The organism is Tenacibaculum sp. 190524A02b, assembly GCF_964036645.1.
Taxonomy (GTDB): domain Bacteria; phylum Bacteroidota; class Bacteroidia; order Flavobacteriales; family Flavobacteriaceae; genus Polaribacter; species Polaribacter vairaonense.
Genome location: NZ_OZ038525.1, coordinates 1,156,425 through 1,174,677, shown reverse-complemented (window position 1 = coordinate 1,174,677; position 18,253 = coordinate 1,156,425). Strand labels below are relative to the sequence as shown.

At 29.7% G+C, this 18,253-nt stretch carries 18 protein-coding genes; 13 read left to right on the top strand and 5 right to left on the bottom strand.

Features of this window, described 5'->3' with window-relative positions; genetic code table 11:
* Positions 1–9 precede the first annotated feature (9 nt).
* Complete coding sequence (locus tag ABNT65_RS04640; protein WP_348706624.1) at positions 10–888, bottom strand: ABC transporter ATP-binding protein; 879 nt, start codon at positions 886–888, stop codon at positions 10–12.
* Positions 889–1,118: 230 nt separating this feature from the next.
* Here ABNT65_RS04640 and ABNT65_RS04635 point away from each other — a divergent pair, with 230 nt between their 5' ends.
* Together ABNT65_RS04635 and ABNT65_RS04630 are read left to right on the top strand one after the other, a co-directional pair.
* Positions 1,119–2,240 carry a sensor histidine kinase gene (locus tag ABNT65_RS04635; protein WP_348747302.1) on the top strand — a complete coding sequence of 374 codons (1,122 nt, stop codon included), beginning with the start codon at positions 1,119–1,121 and terminating at the stop codon, positions 2,238–2,240.
* A gap of 4 nt (positions 2,241–2,244) precedes the next feature.
* Entirely contained in the window at positions 2,245–2,943 is a 699-nt protein-coding gene (locus tag ABNT65_RS04630) for a response regulator transcription factor (RefSeq protein ID WP_348706629.1), read from the top strand.
* A gap of 30 nt (positions 2,944–2,973) precedes the next feature.
* Here the strand turns inward: ABNT65_RS04630 and ABNT65_RS04625 are convergent, their stop codons facing one another.
* On the bottom strand, positions 2,974–4,203 hold the full coding sequence (locus ABNT65_RS04625) for an alpha/beta hydrolase (RefSeq protein WP_348747301.1): 1,230 nt from the start codon (positions 4,201–4,203) through the stop codon (positions 2,974–2,976).
* 212 nt (positions 4,204–4,415) lie between these two features.
* On the opposite strand from ABNT65_RS04625, the gene ABNT65_RS04620 reads away from it, so the two are divergent.
* The 10 genes from ABNT65_RS04620 to ABNT65_RS04575 all read left to right on the top strand — a co-directional run bounded on the left by ABNT65_RS04620 (position 4,416) and on the right by ABNT65_RS04575 (position 13,801).
* Positions 4,416–5,444 carry a sensor histidine kinase gene (locus ABNT65_RS04620; protein ID WP_348739970.1) on the top strand — a complete coding sequence of 343 codons (1,029 nt, stop codon included), beginning with the start codon at positions 4,416–4,418 and terminating at the stop codon, positions 5,442–5,444.
* Positions 5,445–5,446: 2 nt separating this feature from the next.
* Complete coding sequence (locus tag ABNT65_RS04615; RefSeq protein ID WP_348706637.1) at positions 5,447–6,148, top strand: LytTR family DNA-binding domain-containing protein; 702 nt, start codon at positions 5,447–5,449, stop codon at positions 6,146–6,148.
* A gap of 249 nt (positions 6,149–6,397) precedes the next feature.
* The gene (locus tag ABNT65_RS04610) at positions 6,398–6,817 is read left to right on the top strand and encodes a hypothetical protein (protein ID WP_348747300.1); all 420 of its coding nucleotides are present in this window, start codon (positions 6,398–6,400) and stop codon (positions 6,815–6,817) included.
* 137 nt (positions 6,818–6,954) lie between these two features.
* A complete protein-coding gene (locus ABNT65_RS04605; protein ID WP_348747299.1) occupies positions 6,955–7,332 on the top strand; it encodes an AraC family transcriptional regulator in 378 nt (125 codons plus the stop codon).
* A 189-nt stretch (positions 7,333–7,521) separates the two neighbouring features.
* Positions 7,522–8,739: an amidohydrolase family protein gene (locus ABNT65_RS04600; RefSeq protein WP_348747298.1), complete on the top strand. Its 1,218-nt coding sequence runs from the start codon at positions 7,522–7,524 to the stop codon at positions 8,737–8,739.
* Between the two features lie 122 nt (positions 8,740–8,861).
* Complete coding sequence (locus tag ABNT65_RS04595) at positions 8,862–9,608, top strand: hypothetical protein (protein ID WP_348706644.1); 747 nt, start codon at positions 8,862–8,864, stop codon at positions 9,606–9,608.
* A gap of 70 nt (positions 9,609–9,678) precedes the next feature.
* A complete protein-coding gene (locus ABNT65_RS04590) occupies positions 9,679–10,719 on the top strand; it encodes a sensor histidine kinase (RefSeq protein WP_348747297.1) in 1,041 nt (346 codons plus the stop codon).
* On the top strand, positions 10,719–11,495 hold the full coding sequence (locus ABNT65_RS04585; protein WP_348747296.1) for a LytTR family DNA-binding domain-containing protein: 777 nt from the start codon (positions 10,719–10,721) through the stop codon (positions 11,493–11,495). The genes ABNT65_RS04590 and ABNT65_RS04585 overlap by 1 nt, the downstream gene beginning before the upstream one ends.
* A 17-nt stretch (positions 11,496–11,512) precedes the next feature.
* Complete coding sequence (locus ABNT65_RS04580) at positions 11,513–12,061, top strand: helix-turn-helix transcriptional regulator (RefSeq protein WP_348706653.1); 549 nt, start codon at positions 11,513–11,515, stop codon at positions 12,059–12,061.
* Positions 12,062–12,169: 108 nt separating this feature from the next.
* Positions 12,170–13,801, top strand: coding sequence for a serine hydrolase (locus tag ABNT65_RS04575; RefSeq protein ID WP_348747295.1), 1,632 nt, complete (start codon positions 12,170–12,172; stop codon positions 13,799–13,801).
* Here the strand turns inward: ABNT65_RS04575 and ABNT65_RS04570 are convergent.
* Genes ABNT65_RS04570 through ABNT65_RS04560 form a run of 3 tightly spaced genes read right to left on the bottom strand, consistent with a single transcriptional unit; the run spans position 13,798 to position 16,884 of the window.
* The gene (locus ABNT65_RS04570) at positions 13,798–14,445 is read right to left on the bottom strand and encodes a response regulator transcription factor (protein WP_348747294.1); all 648 of its coding nucleotides are present in this window, start codon (positions 14,443–14,445) and stop codon (positions 13,798–13,800) included. The genes ABNT65_RS04575 and ABNT65_RS04570 overlap by 4 nt on opposite strands.
* A gap of 10 nt (positions 14,446–14,455) precedes the next feature.
* Positions 14,456–14,926 carry a nuclear transport factor 2 family protein gene (locus ABNT65_RS04565; protein ID WP_348747293.1) on the bottom strand — a complete coding sequence of 157 codons (471 nt, stop codon included), beginning with the start codon at positions 14,924–14,926 and terminating at the stop codon, positions 14,456–14,458.
* A 59-nt stretch (positions 14,927–14,985) separates the two neighbouring features.
* Positions 14,986–16,884: a tetratricopeptide repeat protein gene (locus ABNT65_RS04560; protein ID WP_348739956.1), complete on the bottom strand. Its 1,899-nt coding sequence runs from the start codon at positions 16,882–16,884 to the stop codon at positions 14,986–14,988.
* A 167-nt stretch (positions 16,885–17,051) separates the two neighbouring features.
* On the opposite strand from ABNT65_RS04560, the gene ABNT65_RS04555 reads away from it, so the two are divergent.
* A complete protein-coding gene (locus ABNT65_RS04555; protein WP_348747292.1) occupies positions 17,052–18,224 on the top strand; it encodes a serine hydrolase domain-containing protein in 1,173 nt (390 codons plus the stop codon).
* The last annotated feature ends 29 nt before the right edge of the window (positions 18,225–18,253 follow it).

The window sequence follows — 18,253 nt, the reverse complement described above, 5'->3', positions numbered from 1 at the left end:
TGAAGAGTTTTAAGAGGAAACTTGTTGTAATTTTTTAAAGTAAACACTTTCTAAATCTGGTGTATACAGTTTGAATTTACCATTTAAAGGTGTTTCTGAATACACTTGAATTTGTGTTTTTCCGGAGACCAATCGAGTACTAAGTACCTGAAATGAATCTTGGTATACTGCTAGTTCTTCTTTAGCAATGGTTTTAATCCATGTTTTTCCTTTTAAACTATAGGTTAGTTCCATTGGATTTCCTTGCGTTATAATTTTTCCTTGCTGAAGTATGGCCATGTTTTGACATAAATCGCGTACATCTTCTACAATATGAGTAGATAGAATCACAATCACGTTCTCCCCTATTTCACTTAACAAGTTTAAAAATCGATTGCGTTCTTCAGGATCTAATCCAGCTGTAGGCTCGTCAACAATAATCAACTGTGGATTTCCTAACAAAGCTTGTGCAATTCCAAAACGTTGTCGCATTCCTCCAGAAAAGGTATGTACCGATTTTTTTCTATGTTGATACAAGTTGGTTTGTTGCAACAAAGCGGTTACCTGCTCTTTTCTTTCTTGGGTATTCGTGATTCCTTTTAAAACAGCCAAGTGATTCAATAAATCTTGGGCGCTTATTTTTGGATACACTCCAAATTCTTGTGGTAAATAGCCTAATTGACTTCGTAAAAACTGCGGACTCTTCACAATGTCTACGTCATTAAAAAAAATACTTCCTGAAGTAGGTTCTTGTAAAGTAGCAATGGTTCGCATTAAAGATGATTTTCCAGCTCCATTAGGTCCTAGTAATCCGAATAATCCGTTTGTAATTGTTAAAGCTACTTGGTTCAACGCCTTTACCCCATTAGGATATTCTTTGCTGATATCTTGAATTTTTAAGGTGTTCATGTTCTATGTTTTCTAATTTTTCAACGAACTTAGAACCTATTTTAAAAGAGGGACGAATTTATTTGACCAACAGGAACATTCTTCATTTCAATACGGCTTTTAAAACCATAAATCTTACTCGGCATAAAAAAGTATTTGTTTGTACAGAAAAACATCCTATTCATCAAAATTGTTACATTACCTTTACACTTCTCTTTATTTTTGAACTTCTATTTAAGTACATATAAAACGTGCCACAATTCAACAAAATATTAAAAGCATTCAGTATAGGACTCGTTATTGTAGTTCCTTTGATATATATATTAGAACATATCGGGTTTATTATTCTACCTAAAGACCGTCCTATAGAAACTACCATTTTTGGAGGTGTTTGGTGGGGCATTATTTCTGTAATGGTCTATCATATTTCCTTTTTAAAGAAACATAAAATTATACTTTTAAAGCTTTTGGCTTTATTAATAAGTTTTATTGTTCTATTGATTATAGACGAAAGAATCAATTATCCAGATAATCCGTTAAGCTTAGTGATACTTTTATTCATTTGGTTGGGTATTGCGCATCTTTTATTACCAAAGTTTGTGCAGAAATACGGAAAAACCATTGTTGCATATTATATTTCTCTACTCTTATTATTTAGTTACTTTAGATTCTTTCAACACGAGACTGAACTTTATTCAAAACTAAAACATGAGTTATTTATTCCTTTACTAATTATTCCTATACCTATTTTGATTGGACTATGGTTGTATGAACAATACAAATGGATTAAAAGCTTGCAAAATGAAAAATCGAAAGCTGAATTAGCTTTATTAAAAGCACAAGTAAATCCACATTTCTTTTTTAACACACTTAACAACTTATATTCATTAACCGTTCAAAATTCTCATCAGGCTCCAGAGGTTATTTTAAAACTTTCTGACATGATGCGGTATACTATTTATGAAGGGAAGAAAGAATTGGTTTCTTTAAAAGAGGAAGTTGCTTATTTGCAAAACTATATTGATTTGCATAAAATAAGACATCATAAAAATGTGGTTATTAATTTTGCACACACCATAGAAAGTGATGTAAAAGTGGCTCCTTTGTTGTTTATTATTCTCTTAGAAAATGCCTTTAAGCACGGTGTAGAAACCTTAACAGAAGATGCTTATATACAGATTGATCTTCAAGGTAAAGACAAAGAAGTGTTGTTTAGTATTGATAATAATTTTGATGATACTGACAATAACACTAGCAAAGGTATTGGTTTAGAAAACCTACAGCATCGATTGGATTTATTATATCCAAACAAGCACCTGTTAACCATTCATAAAACAAATGCTACTTTTAAGGCTGTATTACAATTAAACTAACACTATGCGATATATTATTATTGATGACGAGCCGTTGGCACACCAACTTATTGAGGAGTTTTGCAGTATGCTACCTCATTTATCACTTCAAAAAAACTGTTATAATGCTATTGAAGCCATGCAGTTTTTAAATAATAATACGGTTGATTTTATGTTTTTAGACTTGAACATGCCCAAATTAAAAGGCTTTGATTTTTTAAGAACATTGCAGAATCCGCCTAAAGTAATTGTTACTACAGCTTATAAAGAACACGCCTTAGAGGGTTTTGAATTAAGTGTAGTTGATTATTTATTAAAGCCTTTTAGTTTTGAACGTATGCTTACGGCTATTAATAAAGTACTTTCTACAACTTCGGAAAGTGCTACTCCAGTTACAGCTACAAACACAACACAAACTTCCAGTAATTTCTTCGTAAAAGGAGATAAAAAATACCATCAAGTAGCTACAGAAAATATTATTTGTATTGAAGCCTATGGTAATTATTGTAAGCTACATTTAAAAGATGATACGGTAATTATTAGTCATGAAAAAATATCTCATTTCGAATCCTTCTTGGCACCACACAACTTTATACGCGTTCATAAATCCTACATTGTAAGTATTCCTAAAATATCTGTAATTGAAGGAAATCGAATTTTTATTAGAGACAAAATAATTCCGATAGGTCAAACCTATAAAACAAGTGTTACGAATTTACTTTAACAACCGCTATTTTTTAGATTTGATTTTCTTTTATTCTTTTAACTTAGATAATTCATTCTGATATTCTTTCAATTTGGAAGGATGGTATTTTGACACCAATTGTATTGTTCTCTCAACAGTTTCTATACTCTCTTTTTTATATCCTGCCTTTCTATAGACCTTTGCCAGTTTCATATGTAAATTTGCAGAATTAGGATAATATTGAAGTCCAAGCTTGATAAACGCTATAATTTTTTCATTATCCCACATCTTCCATTTGATCATATTTTCAGCTTGTGATACTATACCGTATTTTCCATGCGTATCTTCTAAAGGATATATGTCGAATCCATATTTTTTACTTAAACTATCATAATAGTCTTTTATTTGTTTTACAGGATCTTTCATTTTTTGTAACCTCTGAAATTTCCATTCTTCATTTGGATACATAAACTTAAAAGCATTTCTTAAACCTACTAAAGCCATTGAATAATGTTCTTCATTTTCTAAAAGTTCAACTTTGTATTTAACCTGACTCTTTGATTTTTGAAATTCATCTAATTTTTTTCTTGAAGTCAAGTATTCTTCGCCACTATATACCATATCATCATCTGCTGTTCCAATATAAATACTCGATTTAGGATAAGAGTGATTAGAAATTATTTTAATTATGTGATCTACCATTGTTACCTCATTATTTTCTGGATTCCAATCCCAATGCATTGTTAATGCTATATATGCATTAAAAACATCTGGTTGATTAAAAAAGGCTTCAAATAAAAAACCGTTTGTAGGAGACATTGCAATGATTGTTCTATGGGAATCCGCTCTATAATTACTTTCAATGAATGGAATTAATTCTTTTCTGAAAAAATTAAGGTATTCTTCTGGTTTTCCTTTCCATTTTTTAAATCCTAGTTCGTGTCTTTGCTCATGGAAATCATTCGGAATTCCAACTATGATTGCCTCAGGCATCTTACTTCTGGCAGCTAAAAACGAAGAAATCGCTTTTGTAGGCTCAAATAAAAACTCTGCCTCTAAAACAAAAACCACTGGATAGCATTGGATATGTTCCTCATACTTATGAGGCAATGATAGATATATTTCCTTTTCTTGATTTAATATTTTCGAATTAACTTTAATTTTTTTTCCAATAATAATCGATTCTTCAATCTGCTTTGTTTCTTTTTTTATCATTAAATGACGCTCTTGTGCTTTTCCGCATGAAATATTAAAAAGTACAGTACATATAAGTAATGTTCTAAGTTTAAATACTCTCATTTTAATTGTTTTATGAATTAGATATACTACAAAGAAGCTTAAAATAACAACCGTTTTTTCATTAAATAGAAGAATCATGATTTAAGAGATCTATTCTCTTTTTAAAAGTCTAAATATGGTTTTTTATACAGATAAACACTATTTAGCTATTTTTAAGAGCTATTTAACGATTAATTCGTGAACTAATTTTATATTTTTCTAATTTTAATGCAATGATTTTAACAGAAATCTTGAAAAAAAATAAGGTAATACAGCACCTACTATTTTGGATAGCTTTGTTAGCTATTTATGCGCTTTCTTTTAATGGAAATGGAGAATACTATCACTACTACTTAAAAAACACCTTACTGAAATTTCCTTTTTATATCATAGCTGTATACACCTTTAACTATTGGCAGGTGCCATTATACTTAAACAAAGGAAGGATAGCCGTATTTAGTCTAAGTGTTTTTTTTACTTCTTTTATAATCTATGTTCTTTTCAAATATTCTATTTACGTCAAGGATAATTACCCAATGTACTTATTTAATATTCCAGCTTATTTATCTAAGACATTAATGTTTTATACTCCTGCATTAATCGTATATGCCTATAAAGTATACATCAATCAGCAAGAAGAAACAAACCGTTTAATAAGAATTCAGCAGGAAAAATTAGATACCGAATTACAATTTTTAAAAGCACAATTGAATCCGCATTTTTTGTTCAATACTTTAAATAATTTGTATTCGTTTGTAATGACAAATTCTCCTAAAGCTGGCGATATGATTTTACAACTTTCTGAAATATTAGATTATTCCCTTTATAAAAGTCAGGCTCGTTTTATAGATATAAAAGAGGAATTAAAATGTATTGATAATTATATCAACTTAGAAAAAATACGATATGGTGAACGTTTACATGTAGAATTTGAAAGAAAAACCCCTTCATTAAAAGCGCAAATCTCTCCTTTATTACTATTGTCTATAGTTGAAAATGCGTTTAAACATGGAGCAAGTGGGAACTTAGAAAACCCTATTATTAGAATTTCAATAAAACAAATAGAAAACAAACTCTATTTTAGTGTTTGGAACACCAAAAACCACTATGTAAATGGTGCTATTGGAGATGCTTATAAAGAAGGAATTGGATTAAAAAATATTCAACGACAATTAAACTTGCTATACCCTAATAAACATGAACTAAATATAATCGACAAACTAGATCATTTTAGTTTACACTTACAAATCACAATAGACTAACTATGCCTATAAAATGTATACTTATTGATGATGAACCGCCTGCAATAACTTTATTAGAAAAGTATATTAGTGCTTTTTCTGATATAGAAATAATAGCGACTTGTAATAGTGCTATTTCGGCTTCAGAAATTTTAAAAAAAGAATCAGTAGATTTAATATTCTTAGATATCCAAATGCCAGTATTAACTGGACTCGACTTTTTAAAATCGAAAAGTAATTTACCTAAAGTTATACTTACAACAGCGCATAGAAAATATGCTCTAGAAAGTTATGACTTGGATGTTGTAGATTACCTTCTAAAGCCTATTTCCTTTGATCGTTTCTTTAAAGCCATTGAACGCTTTTATAGACAAATTCCGCAACACAAACATCAATTCATTTCCAAACTTCAAGTACAATCAGATTATATGTTTGTGAATATTAATAAAAAGCATCACAAAATAAATTTTGATAGCATTTTATATATCGAAAGTTTAAAAGATTACATACGTATACATTTATCTGATACTTCATATGTTGTAAAAAACAATATTGGTACTATTGAAAAAGAATTACCCAAAAATCAATTTATACGAGTGCATCGTTCTTATATCGTTGCACTTGATAAAATTACAGCATACACCTCTATGGATATCGAAATAAATCAAATAGAGATTCCTATAGGTCAAACATACAAACATGAAGTTATTAAGTTTATTAAGTAATGACCAAATTAAAAACTTTTATCATATTCATATTGTTTATATAAAAAGATAATTTTTACCTTTGATGTTCCAACAACCATTAAGAAATACCCTTTGCTATCTGTTGAAGTATCCTTCATAGAAATCATTTCTTTACTTGCTATTATACATTATTTTGTATTTAGCTTGATTATTCTATTTTCCAGGTTTTTTAAAAGTCTTACTAACAATTATTTAGGATGTACTTTATTTATCATTGCTTTGGTAGGTATGAACAATTGGTTTTGGGATCGTGAGAGTTATCCTATATTACTTCAATGGTTCGATTTAGCTCTTTGGCAATTCTTGTACCCAACCACCTTACTTATCTTTTTTTATAAATCTACTCAAAAGAAACTCAAAAAAACTTTAAATATTCAACTATTCTACCTTCCTTTTATCTTATTAAGTAGTTGCAATGTATATATTTCTTTAGCTACCGTTTTTAACTGGTATACACTTCCAGAACTTATTCAAAACAACGTTGCGTTATTTTATAGAGGAATCAGTTTACTTTCTATCTTATTTCCCATTTTTACCATAATCTTATCCTATCAATTTGTAAAAAGTTCAAAAGACATTCCAAGTAAAAATGGTTATTATATCTATGGTTATTTTTATCTATCTTGGAACTATTTGGTATCGTTTTAGAAGGGCATCGTTTTCTCTTTTCAGAAAAACTACCGCTTACTTATTTGTGGACCATCGGTTCGTTGTTTTTATATTGGTTTGTATACCAAGGCATGTATCAGTTTAAACTTTCCAATGATCGCTATGCCATTAAAACCATGGAAAGAAAAGTAGCTATTAAATCTGAAAAATCCATAGCTAATCAACATTCCTATTTTTCTAAATTGTTGTACTTACTGGAAGAAGAAAAAATTCACCACGATGCTAGCTTAAGTAGAGATCGTGTTGCCGAACAATCGGGTATTAGTAGTGGATATCTTTTGCAAGTAATTAAAGAAAATGCAGGTTTGAGTTTTTCTGAATTGATCAATTCCTATCGTATTAAAGATGTAAAGACCTTGTTAAAAGATCCAGATTTTGACAAGTATAGTTTGCTTTCTATTGGTTTGGAATGTGGATTCAATTCGAAAACTTCTTTTTATACCAACTTTAAAAAAGAAACAGGACTTACTCCAAAGGAATTTAAGCACAAATAAGTTCTATTTTAGGTTCTATTTCGTATTCCGAACTCCTGAACCCCTTATATAGTCTAGGTTTGCCAAAAATTAAAATCAAACATCATGCAAACACGAACAGGCTTTTTATGCTTCTTATTTTTATGTATCAGTAGCTTTGGATTTACCCAAACCAAGATCATTGCTTTTGAAAATGTGCATATTATTCCAATGGACAAAGACACTATTCTTCCCAACAAAAGAGTGATTATTCAAAATGGAAGAATACACACCATTGAATCGGCTTCCAAACCTGCAAGTATCCCTATAGATGAAATCATCCCAGCCTCAGGAAAATATTTAATGCCAGGATTGGCAGAAACACATTATCATTTACAAAACAACATTCAAAATGAATTCAAATTATTAATTGCAAACGGAATTACTTCCGCCAGAAATATGGCAGAATATCCAGGGCAAGATCAAATTACCATTCGAAATCAGGTGCAAAAAAATGCCTACTTAGCTCCTCATTATTATACTGCTGGTCCTTACTTAATGCGAAAGGATTTTCGAAATACCCATTCCTTAGATTCTATAATTAAACTTCATCTTGCCAAAGGATACGATTATTTAAAGTTAGCAGATAACCTTCCGAAGGAAACTTATTTAAAACTCTTAGCAGAAACTCAGAAAAACCATATTGATGTTATTGGACATGGTCAACGCAATTTACCATTAGAGTTTTCCTTGCGTATGAAATCTATAGCACATGTAGAGGAGTTTATGAATATTTTACCAAAAAAGGTATTGCTTTCGGACGCATTGTTAAATCAGGCGGCTCAACAGGTTAAAACTAGTGGAGTTTATGTATCTCCTACCCTTGGAATCTTTGAAATGATTGGTAAATATGCCAGTAAAGAGGGGGCAGAAGTTTTACATAAAAATCCGAATTTAAAATACCTCCCAAAATACTATGTGAATTATTGGACTTCAGACAAAATTAACTACAGAACCCACTCTTGGTTTACGACACCCGAATCTTTAGAACGATTAGCGAGAGAATTGAAATGGCAACAAAAATTCACCTTGATCTTGCATCAAAATGGTGTGCCTTTAATGGCCGGTAGTGATACCTATGGATTGTTTCTCCCAGGATTTTCATTACATCACGAACTTGAGCTAATTCATAGCGCTGGCCTTTCAACTTATGAAACTTTGAAAACGGCTACTGTTGTACCAGCAAGGTATTTTAATACATACTCTCAAAGTGGAACCATTACCGAAGGAAAGCTTGCCGATGTTGTGTTGTTAGAAAAGAATCCCTTAGAAAACATACAACATACTCGAAGTGTTTTAGGAGTAATGCTCAAAGGAAAGTGGATGAATAGAAAAAAGTTAGATGCTTATTTATTGGAAGTAGCACAATCGTATCAAACCAAAAAATAGGTTCATTAGAAAGTATCCTTGGTTTATCTGAAAATATCCTTGGCTTAAAAGTTTCCCATTTCTGAGACTCTTCTTCCATCCTACTTTTGATACCAGAAACAACAAATAAACAAGTATATATCATGAAAAATCAACAAAGAGAAATCGTATTTTTAAGAACCTTTGCAGTAACTGTAGCCTTAGGGTTATTTGCCTTTTTATCTTATTCTTTTAAAAACGGAAATCCGTTTAACCAAAAATTTGGAACCATTGATGTAGAGCGTATCAATGTGGTTGAAAAAGACGGAACTGTTAAAATGGTAATTACCAATGCAGCTCATTTTCCTACCAAAGGAGATGCTATCAACGGAAGAATATATCACAAACGTAAAAAAAGAGCAGGAATGTTATTCTTTACTGAGGACGGAAAAGAATGCGGTGGATTTATTTATGACGGTGAAAAAACAGAAGATGGACACGCTGCAGGCTTATCGTTAACCTATGATCAATATGATGGAGATCAAGTAATGCAATTATTATCTACGGATGTGAAGAAAAACGGAGTAAGAAAAAAGTATAACTATCTACTATTCAATGATCGAAACGATGATGAAAACAAAGAAAAAATGCTGCAAATGGCAGACGAGCTTCAAGCTATTAAAGACCCTAAAGAACGTTCATTAAAACGTAAAGAATACATAAAAAAGGGGTATTTAAGAGGTACACGAAGAGTTGCTTTAGGTCAGGTACCTGGAAAACAAAACGGATTGTTTTTATTTGACGATCAAGGAAAACCAAGAGCTAAATTCTGCATAGATCGTAACAATGAAGTGAAACTCGTTGCATACGATGACAAAGGAAATATTATGGGGTCTTGGCCTAGCAAATAATCATAATTTGCAATTGTAATATGCCTAAAAACATCATGCAATTGCTTATTTTTACTCATCTAAGAAAACTATGATAGCTTACGTTAATAAACACCGACATTTCTTTTTATTTTTATTTGCTTTTTGTTGGCTTTTAAGTCTTAAAAACAAAATAGCCATCGCTTTAGGATCTTGGGAAGATTTTTATTTTCACTTCGACGCCCCCTTTTGGATGTTCTTTGGAAGTGTAATTATTTTTTTCTTTGTCGACTTTATTAAAAGAAAAGTAGAAAAGAGAAATCCACATCAAACACCTCGTCTTAAAAACTATATAGGTTACTTCGGTATAGGTTTTATTGCTTATATGCTATATCAAAACATCTCTGGAATATTGATATCCTATGCATTTAACAACTTAGAAAGAAATTATGGTTCTTCTTACCTCATTATAAGCAATAATGTTGGTAGAGCACTAAACTTTTTAATGTTTGGCGGACTTTCTTTAGCATACTTGTATTTTCAGGATACTAAAAACTATAAAAAACAAATCAGTGAATTTCAAATTAGTAATGCCAAGAGTAAAATTCAACAGCTACAGAATCAATTAAATCCTCATTTTTTATTTAACAATCTAAATATCTTAGACCAATTGATTTTTGAAGATTCTGTAAAAGCATCTACTTTTTTAAGTCGATTTTCTGAAGTATATCGTTTTTCATTAGCGAATTCTTCCAAAGAATTGATTCTTTTACAAGAAGAGTTATCTTTTACAGAGAATTATTTTAAGCTCATGGAAGAAAAATACCAAGACTATTACCAATTGGTTATTGATGATCAAGTTAAAAAGAAACATGTCATTGTTCCTCCTTTTTGTTTACAAGTACTCGTAGAAAATGTAATTATGCACAACTTAGGTACTCAAAGTAATCCTGTCACCATTAGAATTTCATTTGATAATGGTATCGTCATTAGTAATAATAAAATTGCTCTGAACAGAAAGAAAAAAGGGAATGGCGTTGCCTTAAAAAATTTAAACGAACAATTTTTATTGATGAGTCAACAACCCATAGAAATTCTTGAAACCTCAGAAACCTTTACTGTACATCTACCGTTAATTAAAACCGTTGCCTAATGCTTAGAATTGTTATTATTGAAGATGAAGCTCCCGCGAGAAAAAAGTTAATTAGTTATTTAAACAACTTAAATATAGCCTATACACTTCTTGCCGAAATTGAAACAGTAGATGAGACTTTAGCCTTTTTAAAATCGAATACTGAGATTGATCTTATTTTTTCTGATATAGAACTTAGAGATGGAAACGTATTTGATGTATATAGTAGTTTAACCGTTACCACGCCCATTATATTCACTACCGCTTATAACAACTTTTGGATGAACGCCTTTGAAACTAATGGAATTGAATACCTTTTAAAACCGTATTCATTAGATCGTTTTGAAAAAGCATGGAATAAGTTTAATAATTTAAAAGGAAATATTCCGCAAAATCAATTGGCTATCTTTAAACAGCTAGATAATTATTTTCAGCAAAAAGCAATTCATACTGATACTTATAAAGAGTTTATTTCAGTAAAGTCAGCAAGTGGAATTTACTTTTTAAAAACAGCAGATATTAAATATATCAAAGCAGATCAAGGTGTATTGTTTGCCTTTGACAGTAAAAATAAAAAACATTTACTCAACCAAAATTCACTGGTTTCAATTCAAGAAATACTCAACCCAGCGTTGTTTTTTAAAATTAACCGAGGAGAATTGGTAAATAAACAGTATGTTGAGCGTATTAATCGCTATAATAAAAATACAGTAGCAATTCAGTTAAAGGAACAAGAAAACATATTAAAAACAAGTCAAACTACAACGGCTGCTTTTAATAACTGGATGGGAATTTAAATTATTGAACGATAAAAATGTCAAAACTAACTACATATAGAGAACAACAGCATTTAACACAAGAAGAATTGGCTAAAAAAGCTAATATTTCGGTAAGAACCATACAACGTATAGAAGCGGGTTCTACTCCTAAAGGCTATACCTTAAAAGCACTAGCTAAAGCTTTAGATATAGAAGAAAAAGAACTGTTAGAAGTTCCTGAAATCTCTAAAAATCATATCTCATCACTTATAACTATCATTAACCTTTCTCCTTTACTATTTGTATTTCTTCCACCTTTAAATGTTATAGTTCCTTTAATTATCCGATTGATAAAAAAAGAACATTCTCTCTTAAGTAAGCATATTACCACTATACAAACATTCTTTGCAATTGGAATGATTTTATTTTTCATTGTTAGTAGTATGATAAATTTCTTATTTGATATGGATTTTTGGTGGATTCAATTTTCTCAAGTTTTTATGCTTCTCATTATACTTAGTAATCTATTTATTATTCTAAGAAACACCGTTTCTCTTAATAAAAACCAACAATTATTCTTTAAGTTTAATTTCTATCTCTTTTAATTAAAACACCAATGTTTACGGGTAATTGTCGGCTTTTTGGCGTGTTCTGTCGTCCTTTTTTCTCTATAGATTATCAGAGTTTTGTCTCTGAAATTAATTAGAAAAAAAATGAGCAAAAATTTATTCTTAACAGTATTCTTATTTATAATCACAACAGTCCTTTTCGGACAAATAAGTAATCAACAACTATATAAAATTGATAGTTTATTTAATCAATGGAATGCTAAAAACCATCCTGGAGGAAGTATTGCTATTTCACAAAATAACAAACTTATTTTTTCAAAAGCTTACGGACTTGCTAGTATAGAATACAATCAACCTAATACTACACAAACTATTTTTAATGCTGGTTCTATTGCAAAACAATTTACCGCCATGGCAATAGTATTACTTCAAGAACAAAACAAACTTTCTGTAAAAGACAATATCAAAAAATATATTCCGGAACTTTCTAATTTTCCACATAATATTACCATAGAACAACTACTTCATCACACCAGTGGATTACGTGATATACATGGATTTTTAGCTTTAGCTGGTTGGAGAAATGATATTATAACAAATAAAGATCTAAACAATTTGTTACCAAAATTAAGAGATCTAAACTTTCCTCCAAATACGGAATTTTCATATTCTAATACGGGATATATGCTTTTGGTTAATATTATTGAAAATGTTACAAATGAACCTTTTGAAAATTGGATGCAACAACAGATTTTTAAGAGATTTAATATGAAACATTCTTATGTAAGTAAATCTTTAGATAGTATTATTTTTAACAAAGCTACTTCTTACAAAGGAGGAAGTACCATTAAAAAAGCACTTCCATATTGGGGATACTTAGGCTCTGGAAATTTATATACCACTGCTGAAGATTTGGTCGTTTGGTTACAAAACTTTAGTCGTTCAAAAAATACTTTTCAAAAACTATTAACCACTTCCCTATTAGAACCTTTATATGCATATGGATTAAGTGTTGAAACACATTTAAATAAAAAAATAATTCAACATGGTGGAGCTATCGGTGGATTTAGAAGTATCATTCGATCATACCCTAATGATTATTTACAAATAGTAATACTATCTAACTTTACCAAAGGTGATATTTTAAATAAAATAAATCAAATTGGCGAAATAGTTTTCAATAAAAAAGAAAAGGAAACATTACAAAAAACAGCATTAACTAAGACTACTAATAATGTTAATGTTCCAAATAATTTCCTACTGAGTTATGAAGATGTATATTGGAATGATATTGAAAAATATGGTAGAGTAATTAATTTAGATAACAATACATTACAATATGTGAGAACCAATTCACAAAAAAGTAATTTAACACCTATTAATAGGAACACTTTCAAAATGCAAGATGTAGTTGCCGATGTAATAGTTTCTTTTAAAGAAGATAAAATGTTTGTGAAGGTAAACGATGAACCTGCACAAGTTTTCCAGAAACACCTTTCCTCAAGAATTAAAAATATTAATCCAAAAATTTATGCTGGAATCTACTATAGTTCTGAAATAGAGACTAATTTTCAAATTAGTGTAGAAAAACAAATGCTATATCTGTATCACAAAAAACATGGTAAAATAAAACTAAATAAACTATACAACGATATTTATGAAGCGCATTGGCCATTTAGTTGTATTGAATTTAAAAGAAACAAAAATCAACTAATAAAAGGATTAAAAATTAGTAATGGTCGTGTAAGAAATATGAGTTTTAAAAAAATTAATTAGCTTACTATTCCTTGCTGAATGGCATATTTTACTAAGCCCACCATATTCTTTGTCCCTATTTTTCTCATTAAGTTTTTTCGGTGGGTTTCTACAGTATTTATTGAGATAAAAAGTGCTTTAGATATTTCTTGAGTACTTTTTTCTTTTGATATTAATGTTAACACTTCTGTTTCTCGCTTACTTAATTTTACTGCTTCTTCTTTCTTTTTTTTAGGATCAAACAAGCTATTACTTAAAGTTTCTTTTACCTCTAAAGGAAAATAATTTTCCCCCTTAAAAACAAGTTCTATGGTTTTAAACAGTTCTTTCTTTCCTGTATTTTTAAAAATATAACTATTAGCTCCTGCATTAATTGCATCGGTAATTGTTTTACTGTTCGCATGAGAGCTAACTACAATTACCTTAATTTCTTTATGTAATTTCTTAATCTTTTTTGTCAGATTTATGCCAGTCATTTCTGGCATTTCTATATCTGTTATCACAATATCTGGTTGATTTATTCCAATCAACTTTAAAGCATCTGATCCTGTTTTAGCTATTCCAGTAATAGAAACAACATTTAATTCTTTTAATATAGATTGTACTCCATCTAAAAACATTGCATGGTCGTCAACTAATAATACTTTTATCTTTGATTCTTTCATCAAACTAGTTTTAATTGGCGCTTGATAAAGCTGAGTTTACTTCTACACAATTCAACCATGATTCATGGCTTTGTACAACCACCCATTTATCCTTTATTTTTTGCAATACTCCTGACCAAACAAGCTGACCATTATACTCTGGAATTCCTTTTAATTTTATTTTTAAACGCACAGGTAATGTGAACAATACTACATCTTCAGATAACACCTTTGTATTCCAAGAATCAATTGAGTTTTCTAAAACTTCAACAGAAGGTGCAATATTTTCGTATGATTTTTTTAAATCACTTAGATTCAAAACCGTTCCATTATTTACATAATAGGCTTCTGTGTCATTTGCATAATAGTCTAACCCTTCAACAAACTTATGATTATTTGATAATTCAAAAATCTTTTGTACAATTGCTTTTGCCGAATCAACTATTTCTTGTTTATTTTCCAATACCATAGAACTATTACCTTTCTGCTGACATGAATTCATAAAAACGATTATCAAAATTAAATTTAAATACTTTATCATCTTTTCTTCTTTCTTTAAAATTACAAACTAACAGGGATATTAATGTTTATTGTTGTTCCTTTGTTTAAAACAGTATCTACTTCAATGGCTCCTTTTAATTTGAGTACCCTTGAATTAACATTCTCTAAACCAATACCCTTTTTATCTTTAGAAACATCAAAACCAACTCCTTCATCTTCAACTAGTACATTTAAATACGCATCATGCATGGTTAAACTTACAGAACATGAATTGGTTCTAGCATGCTTTCTTATATTTGTTACCAACTCTTGTACTATCATACTTATCTCCTTAGTTATATCCTTTGATATTTCATTAAGTCGTTCCTCTGGGTAAAATTCAATTTCTATTGAAAAATCTTTAGTTTGATATAGGCTTAATAGATTTTTAAAATACTTCGTAAACAATTGCTCTGAAAAGGCCTGTTTTATTAAATTATGCGATATGGTTCTTACTTCTCCATAGGTAATATCTAAATTATTTATAATAGCCTTCATCTCTTTTGAATGATTTTCACTAAGGCTTGTTAATTGCATTTTAATTGCTGCAATATTTCCGCTTACACTGTCATGTAAATCTTTAGCAATCCGATTGCGTTCTTGATGTTGTCCTTGAACTTGAGCTACAAAGGTTTTAAATTTTTGTTCTTCTATTAATTTTGCCATTTCTGCTTTATTCAAAGCATCTTTGTTGTTAATTGCTTCTTTCTGAGCTTTTATTTTTTGAAAGTAAAAGACACTTGCGCTTATCAATAATATTGTCAATACAATTAAACCTGAAACAAGGTATTCTTTTTGTTTTGATTGATTTTCAATCAATTCAACCTGACTTTCTATTTTTTGATCTTTTAATCTTGTCTCAAATGCAACCCTTAATTTTTCAGTTTCTTTTAAAGTTTTACTACTTAAAAGACTATCCTTGTATATTTCATAAAGTTTACTGTAATGCAATGCTTTTTTATAATTAAACAAATCTTCATAATTGTCTCTTAAACTCTTGTAAACTCCCTTTTTAAGTTCTAAAGATTCTGCATCGGGGAATAGAGATTCCGCTTTTTTCATATAGATTTCAGCTTTTTTGTGGTTCTTAAGACCAACAAAAGAAGTACTAATATTTATTAAACTCTCTGCCAATTGCTTAGTTGTTGCATTGGTCTTTACCTTTAAATCATACGACTTTAAACTATACTCTAATGAAGTTTTAGCCTCTCCCATATAATGATAAACAGCAGCTAAATTATTATAGTTATTTAATAATGATTTATAGTCGTCTTTTTTAAGAAGATCTCGTGCTTCAATTAAGTTCTTCTTTGCTTCTTTATATGCTTTTAAATGCACATTGATGTTTGCCAGATTGTTTAATATTTTATATTCCTTTTTTTTACTTTTAGCATATTTCTTTGCTTTAATTAAGTAATTTCTTGCTTCTTTTAAGTTTTTCTGCATTAAAAAAATTCTCGCCAAACCATTATAATTTCCAAAAATATAACTTGTTAAAATTCTACTCTTTGCCAACTCTAAAGACCTGTAGTAATAATCGGTTGCCACTATTAAATCTCCTTTATCTCTGCTCAATTTGGCAATAGCGTAATAATTCTCTACAATGATTTCATCTTTTATTAATGATGACTTGTAAGTATCGATTACAGCTGATTCTTCTTTTAAAAACTCAATTGCTTTATTATAATCTCCTTGTTTTTCATACCATAATGCCCATAGTTTTTTTGCTCTATATTGGTACAAAGTATCTTTTAATTGTATACTTCTTAAATACAGCTCATCTGATTTTATTTGTATTTCTTCCTTAGAAAAACTGTTAATCTGACTGGTTATGGAATCATAGACCTTTTTTAATTGATTGTCTTGAGCAATAGTTCTAGTTACACTAACTAATAACAGTAATAATATTGCTTTCTTCATGAGTATATTTATTAAGAAGGTAAAGATTCTTTAATTACTGCAAATAAAACTATTTATACTCAAACCTACATCACGGAATACCGTTAGTTTTAAAATCACTACAAACCGTTAAACATTCTAATTGAGAAAACTTCATTTTTGATAATCGTAAGAAAACCCTACTATCCATGAAAAAATTCTTCTGTAATATCATTTATTGTTTTGTCATAACTGTAACAGCACAAAACTCTTTAAAAAACAAAATAGATAGTATTGCCCTTAAAGAAATAAAGCAAACAGGAATACCATCAATACAAATTGCTATTGGTTATGATGATAAAATTATTTATTCAAATTCTTTTGGGTTTGCAAATATTGAAAATAATGTAAAAGCCAGCATTCAAAGTAAATATAGAACTGCTTCTGTTTCAAAATGGTTTACCGCCACTTTAGCAATGAAATTGGCAATTGAAAAAAAAATAGATCTTGATACTCCCATACAAAATTACTGTCCGCATTTTCCAACTAAACAATGGAATATTACAACCAGACATCTACTTACACATGTTTCTGGAATACGACATTATAAAAATTTTGAAAGAGAATTTCAAAAAGCTAAAACTGCTAAAGACTCTAATGCTATTGAATTCAATCGAATTAAAAGCCAATTAGGAAAATATACGCGATATACAAATAGCACCGAACCCTTAGAAAATTTTAAAAACGATTCTTTGCTTTATAAACCCAATACTAATTGGAATTACTCCTCTTTTGGTTATCGCTTGTTAGGTTGCATTCTGAGTGATGTTATGAATACATCCTACAAAAGTTTGTTGAAGTATTACATCTTTGATCCAGCGAAGATGAAACATACAACAAGTGACGATTCTTATTCAATCATTAATCATCGTGTTTCTGGATATAGGCTTTTAAAAAATGAAAAAATAAGAAGAGCTAATATGAGAGATGTTAGTGAAAACTTACCTGCGGGAGGGCATTTAAGTACAGCGGAAGACTTGATAAAATTTGCACAGGCTTTTCAGCAAGAAAAGTTCTTTTCAAATAAAGTAATAAATCAAATGCAAACTCCTTACCTCAATGATGATAAAACATATACTCCAAGTTGGCGTGATGCCATTCCTACAAAAGAAAAATATGGTTATGGTTTAATGATTTTTCATGATAAAAACGAAAAAAGATACGGACATACTGGAAGACAAGCCGGAGCATCCTCTATTGTAATAACAATTCCAAGTAAAAAAATCTATATAGCTGTTCTTACAAACATAAAAGGTTGGCGAGGATATATAAGTTTTACCAAAAAAATAGAAAAAATTTTATATGAACATTACCATTTTTAAAACAATTTTAAAATCACTGTAAACCGTTA

Excerpts from the sequence above, each read along its gene's own strand:
- ABNT65_RS04570 (WP_348747294.1), bottom strand. The coding sequence starts at position 14,445 with ATGAAAGAATCAAAGATAAAAGTATTATTAGTTGACGACCATGCAATG.
- ABNT65_RS04615 (WP_348706637.1), top strand. The coding sequence starts at position 5,447 with ATGCCTATAAAATGTATACTTATTGATGATGAACCGCCTGCAATAACT.
- ABNT65_RS04595 (WP_348706644.1), top strand. The coding sequence starts at position 8,862 with ATGAAAAATCAACAAAGAGAAATCGTATTTTTAAGAACCTTTGCAGTA.
- ABNT65_RS04555 (WP_348747292.1), top strand. The coding sequence starts at position 17,052 with ATGAAAAAATTCTTCTGTAATATCATTTATTGTTTTGTCATAACTGTA.
- ABNT65_RS04575 (WP_348747295.1), top strand. The coding sequence starts at position 12,170 with ATGAGCAAAAATTTATTCTTAACAGTATTCTTATTTATAATCACAACA.
- ABNT65_RS04590 (WP_348747297.1), top strand. The coding sequence starts at position 9,679 with ATGATAGCTTACGTTAATAAACACCGACATTTCTTTTTATTTTTATTT.
- ABNT65_RS04560 (WP_348739956.1), bottom strand. The coding sequence starts at position 16,884 with ATGAAGAAAGCAATATTATTACTGTTATTAGTTAGTGTAACTAGAACT.
- ABNT65_RS04640 (WP_348706624.1), bottom strand. The coding sequence starts at position 888 with ATGAACACCTTAAAAATTCAAGATATCAGCAAAGAATATCCTAATGGG.
- ABNT65_RS04580 (WP_348706653.1), top strand. The coding sequence starts at position 11,513 with ATGTCAAAACTAACTACATATAGAGAACAACAGCATTTAACACAAGAA.
- ABNT65_RS04605 (WP_348747299.1), top strand. The coding sequence starts at position 6,955 with ATGGAAAGAAAAGTAGCTATTAAATCTGAAAAATCCATAGCTAATCAA.
- ABNT65_RS04630 (WP_348706629.1), top strand. The coding sequence starts at position 2,245 with ATGCGATATATTATTATTGATGACGAGCCGTTGGCACACCAACTTATT.
- ABNT65_RS04565 (WP_348747293.1), bottom strand. The coding sequence starts at position 14,926 with ATGAATTCATGTCAGCAGAAAGGTAATAGTTCTATGGTATTGGAAAAT.
- ABNT65_RS04585 (WP_348747296.1), top strand. The coding sequence starts at position 10,719 with ATGCTTAGAATTGTTATTATTGAAGATGAAGCTCCCGCGAGAAAAAAG.
- ABNT65_RS04620 (WP_348739970.1), top strand. The coding sequence starts at position 4,416 with ATGATTTTAACAGAAATCTTGAAAAAAAATAAGGTAATACAGCACCTA.
- ABNT65_RS04625 (WP_348747301.1), bottom strand. The coding sequence starts at position 4,203 with ATGAGAGTATTTAAACTTAGAACATTACTTATATGTACTGTACTTTTT.
- ABNT65_RS04600 (WP_348747298.1), top strand. The coding sequence starts at position 7,522 with ATGGACAAAGACACTATTCTTCCCAACAAAAGAGTGATTATTCAAAAT.
- ABNT65_RS04610 (WP_348747300.1), top strand. The coding sequence starts at position 6,398 with ATGAACAATTGGTTTTGGGATCGTGAGAGTTATCCTATATTACTTCAA.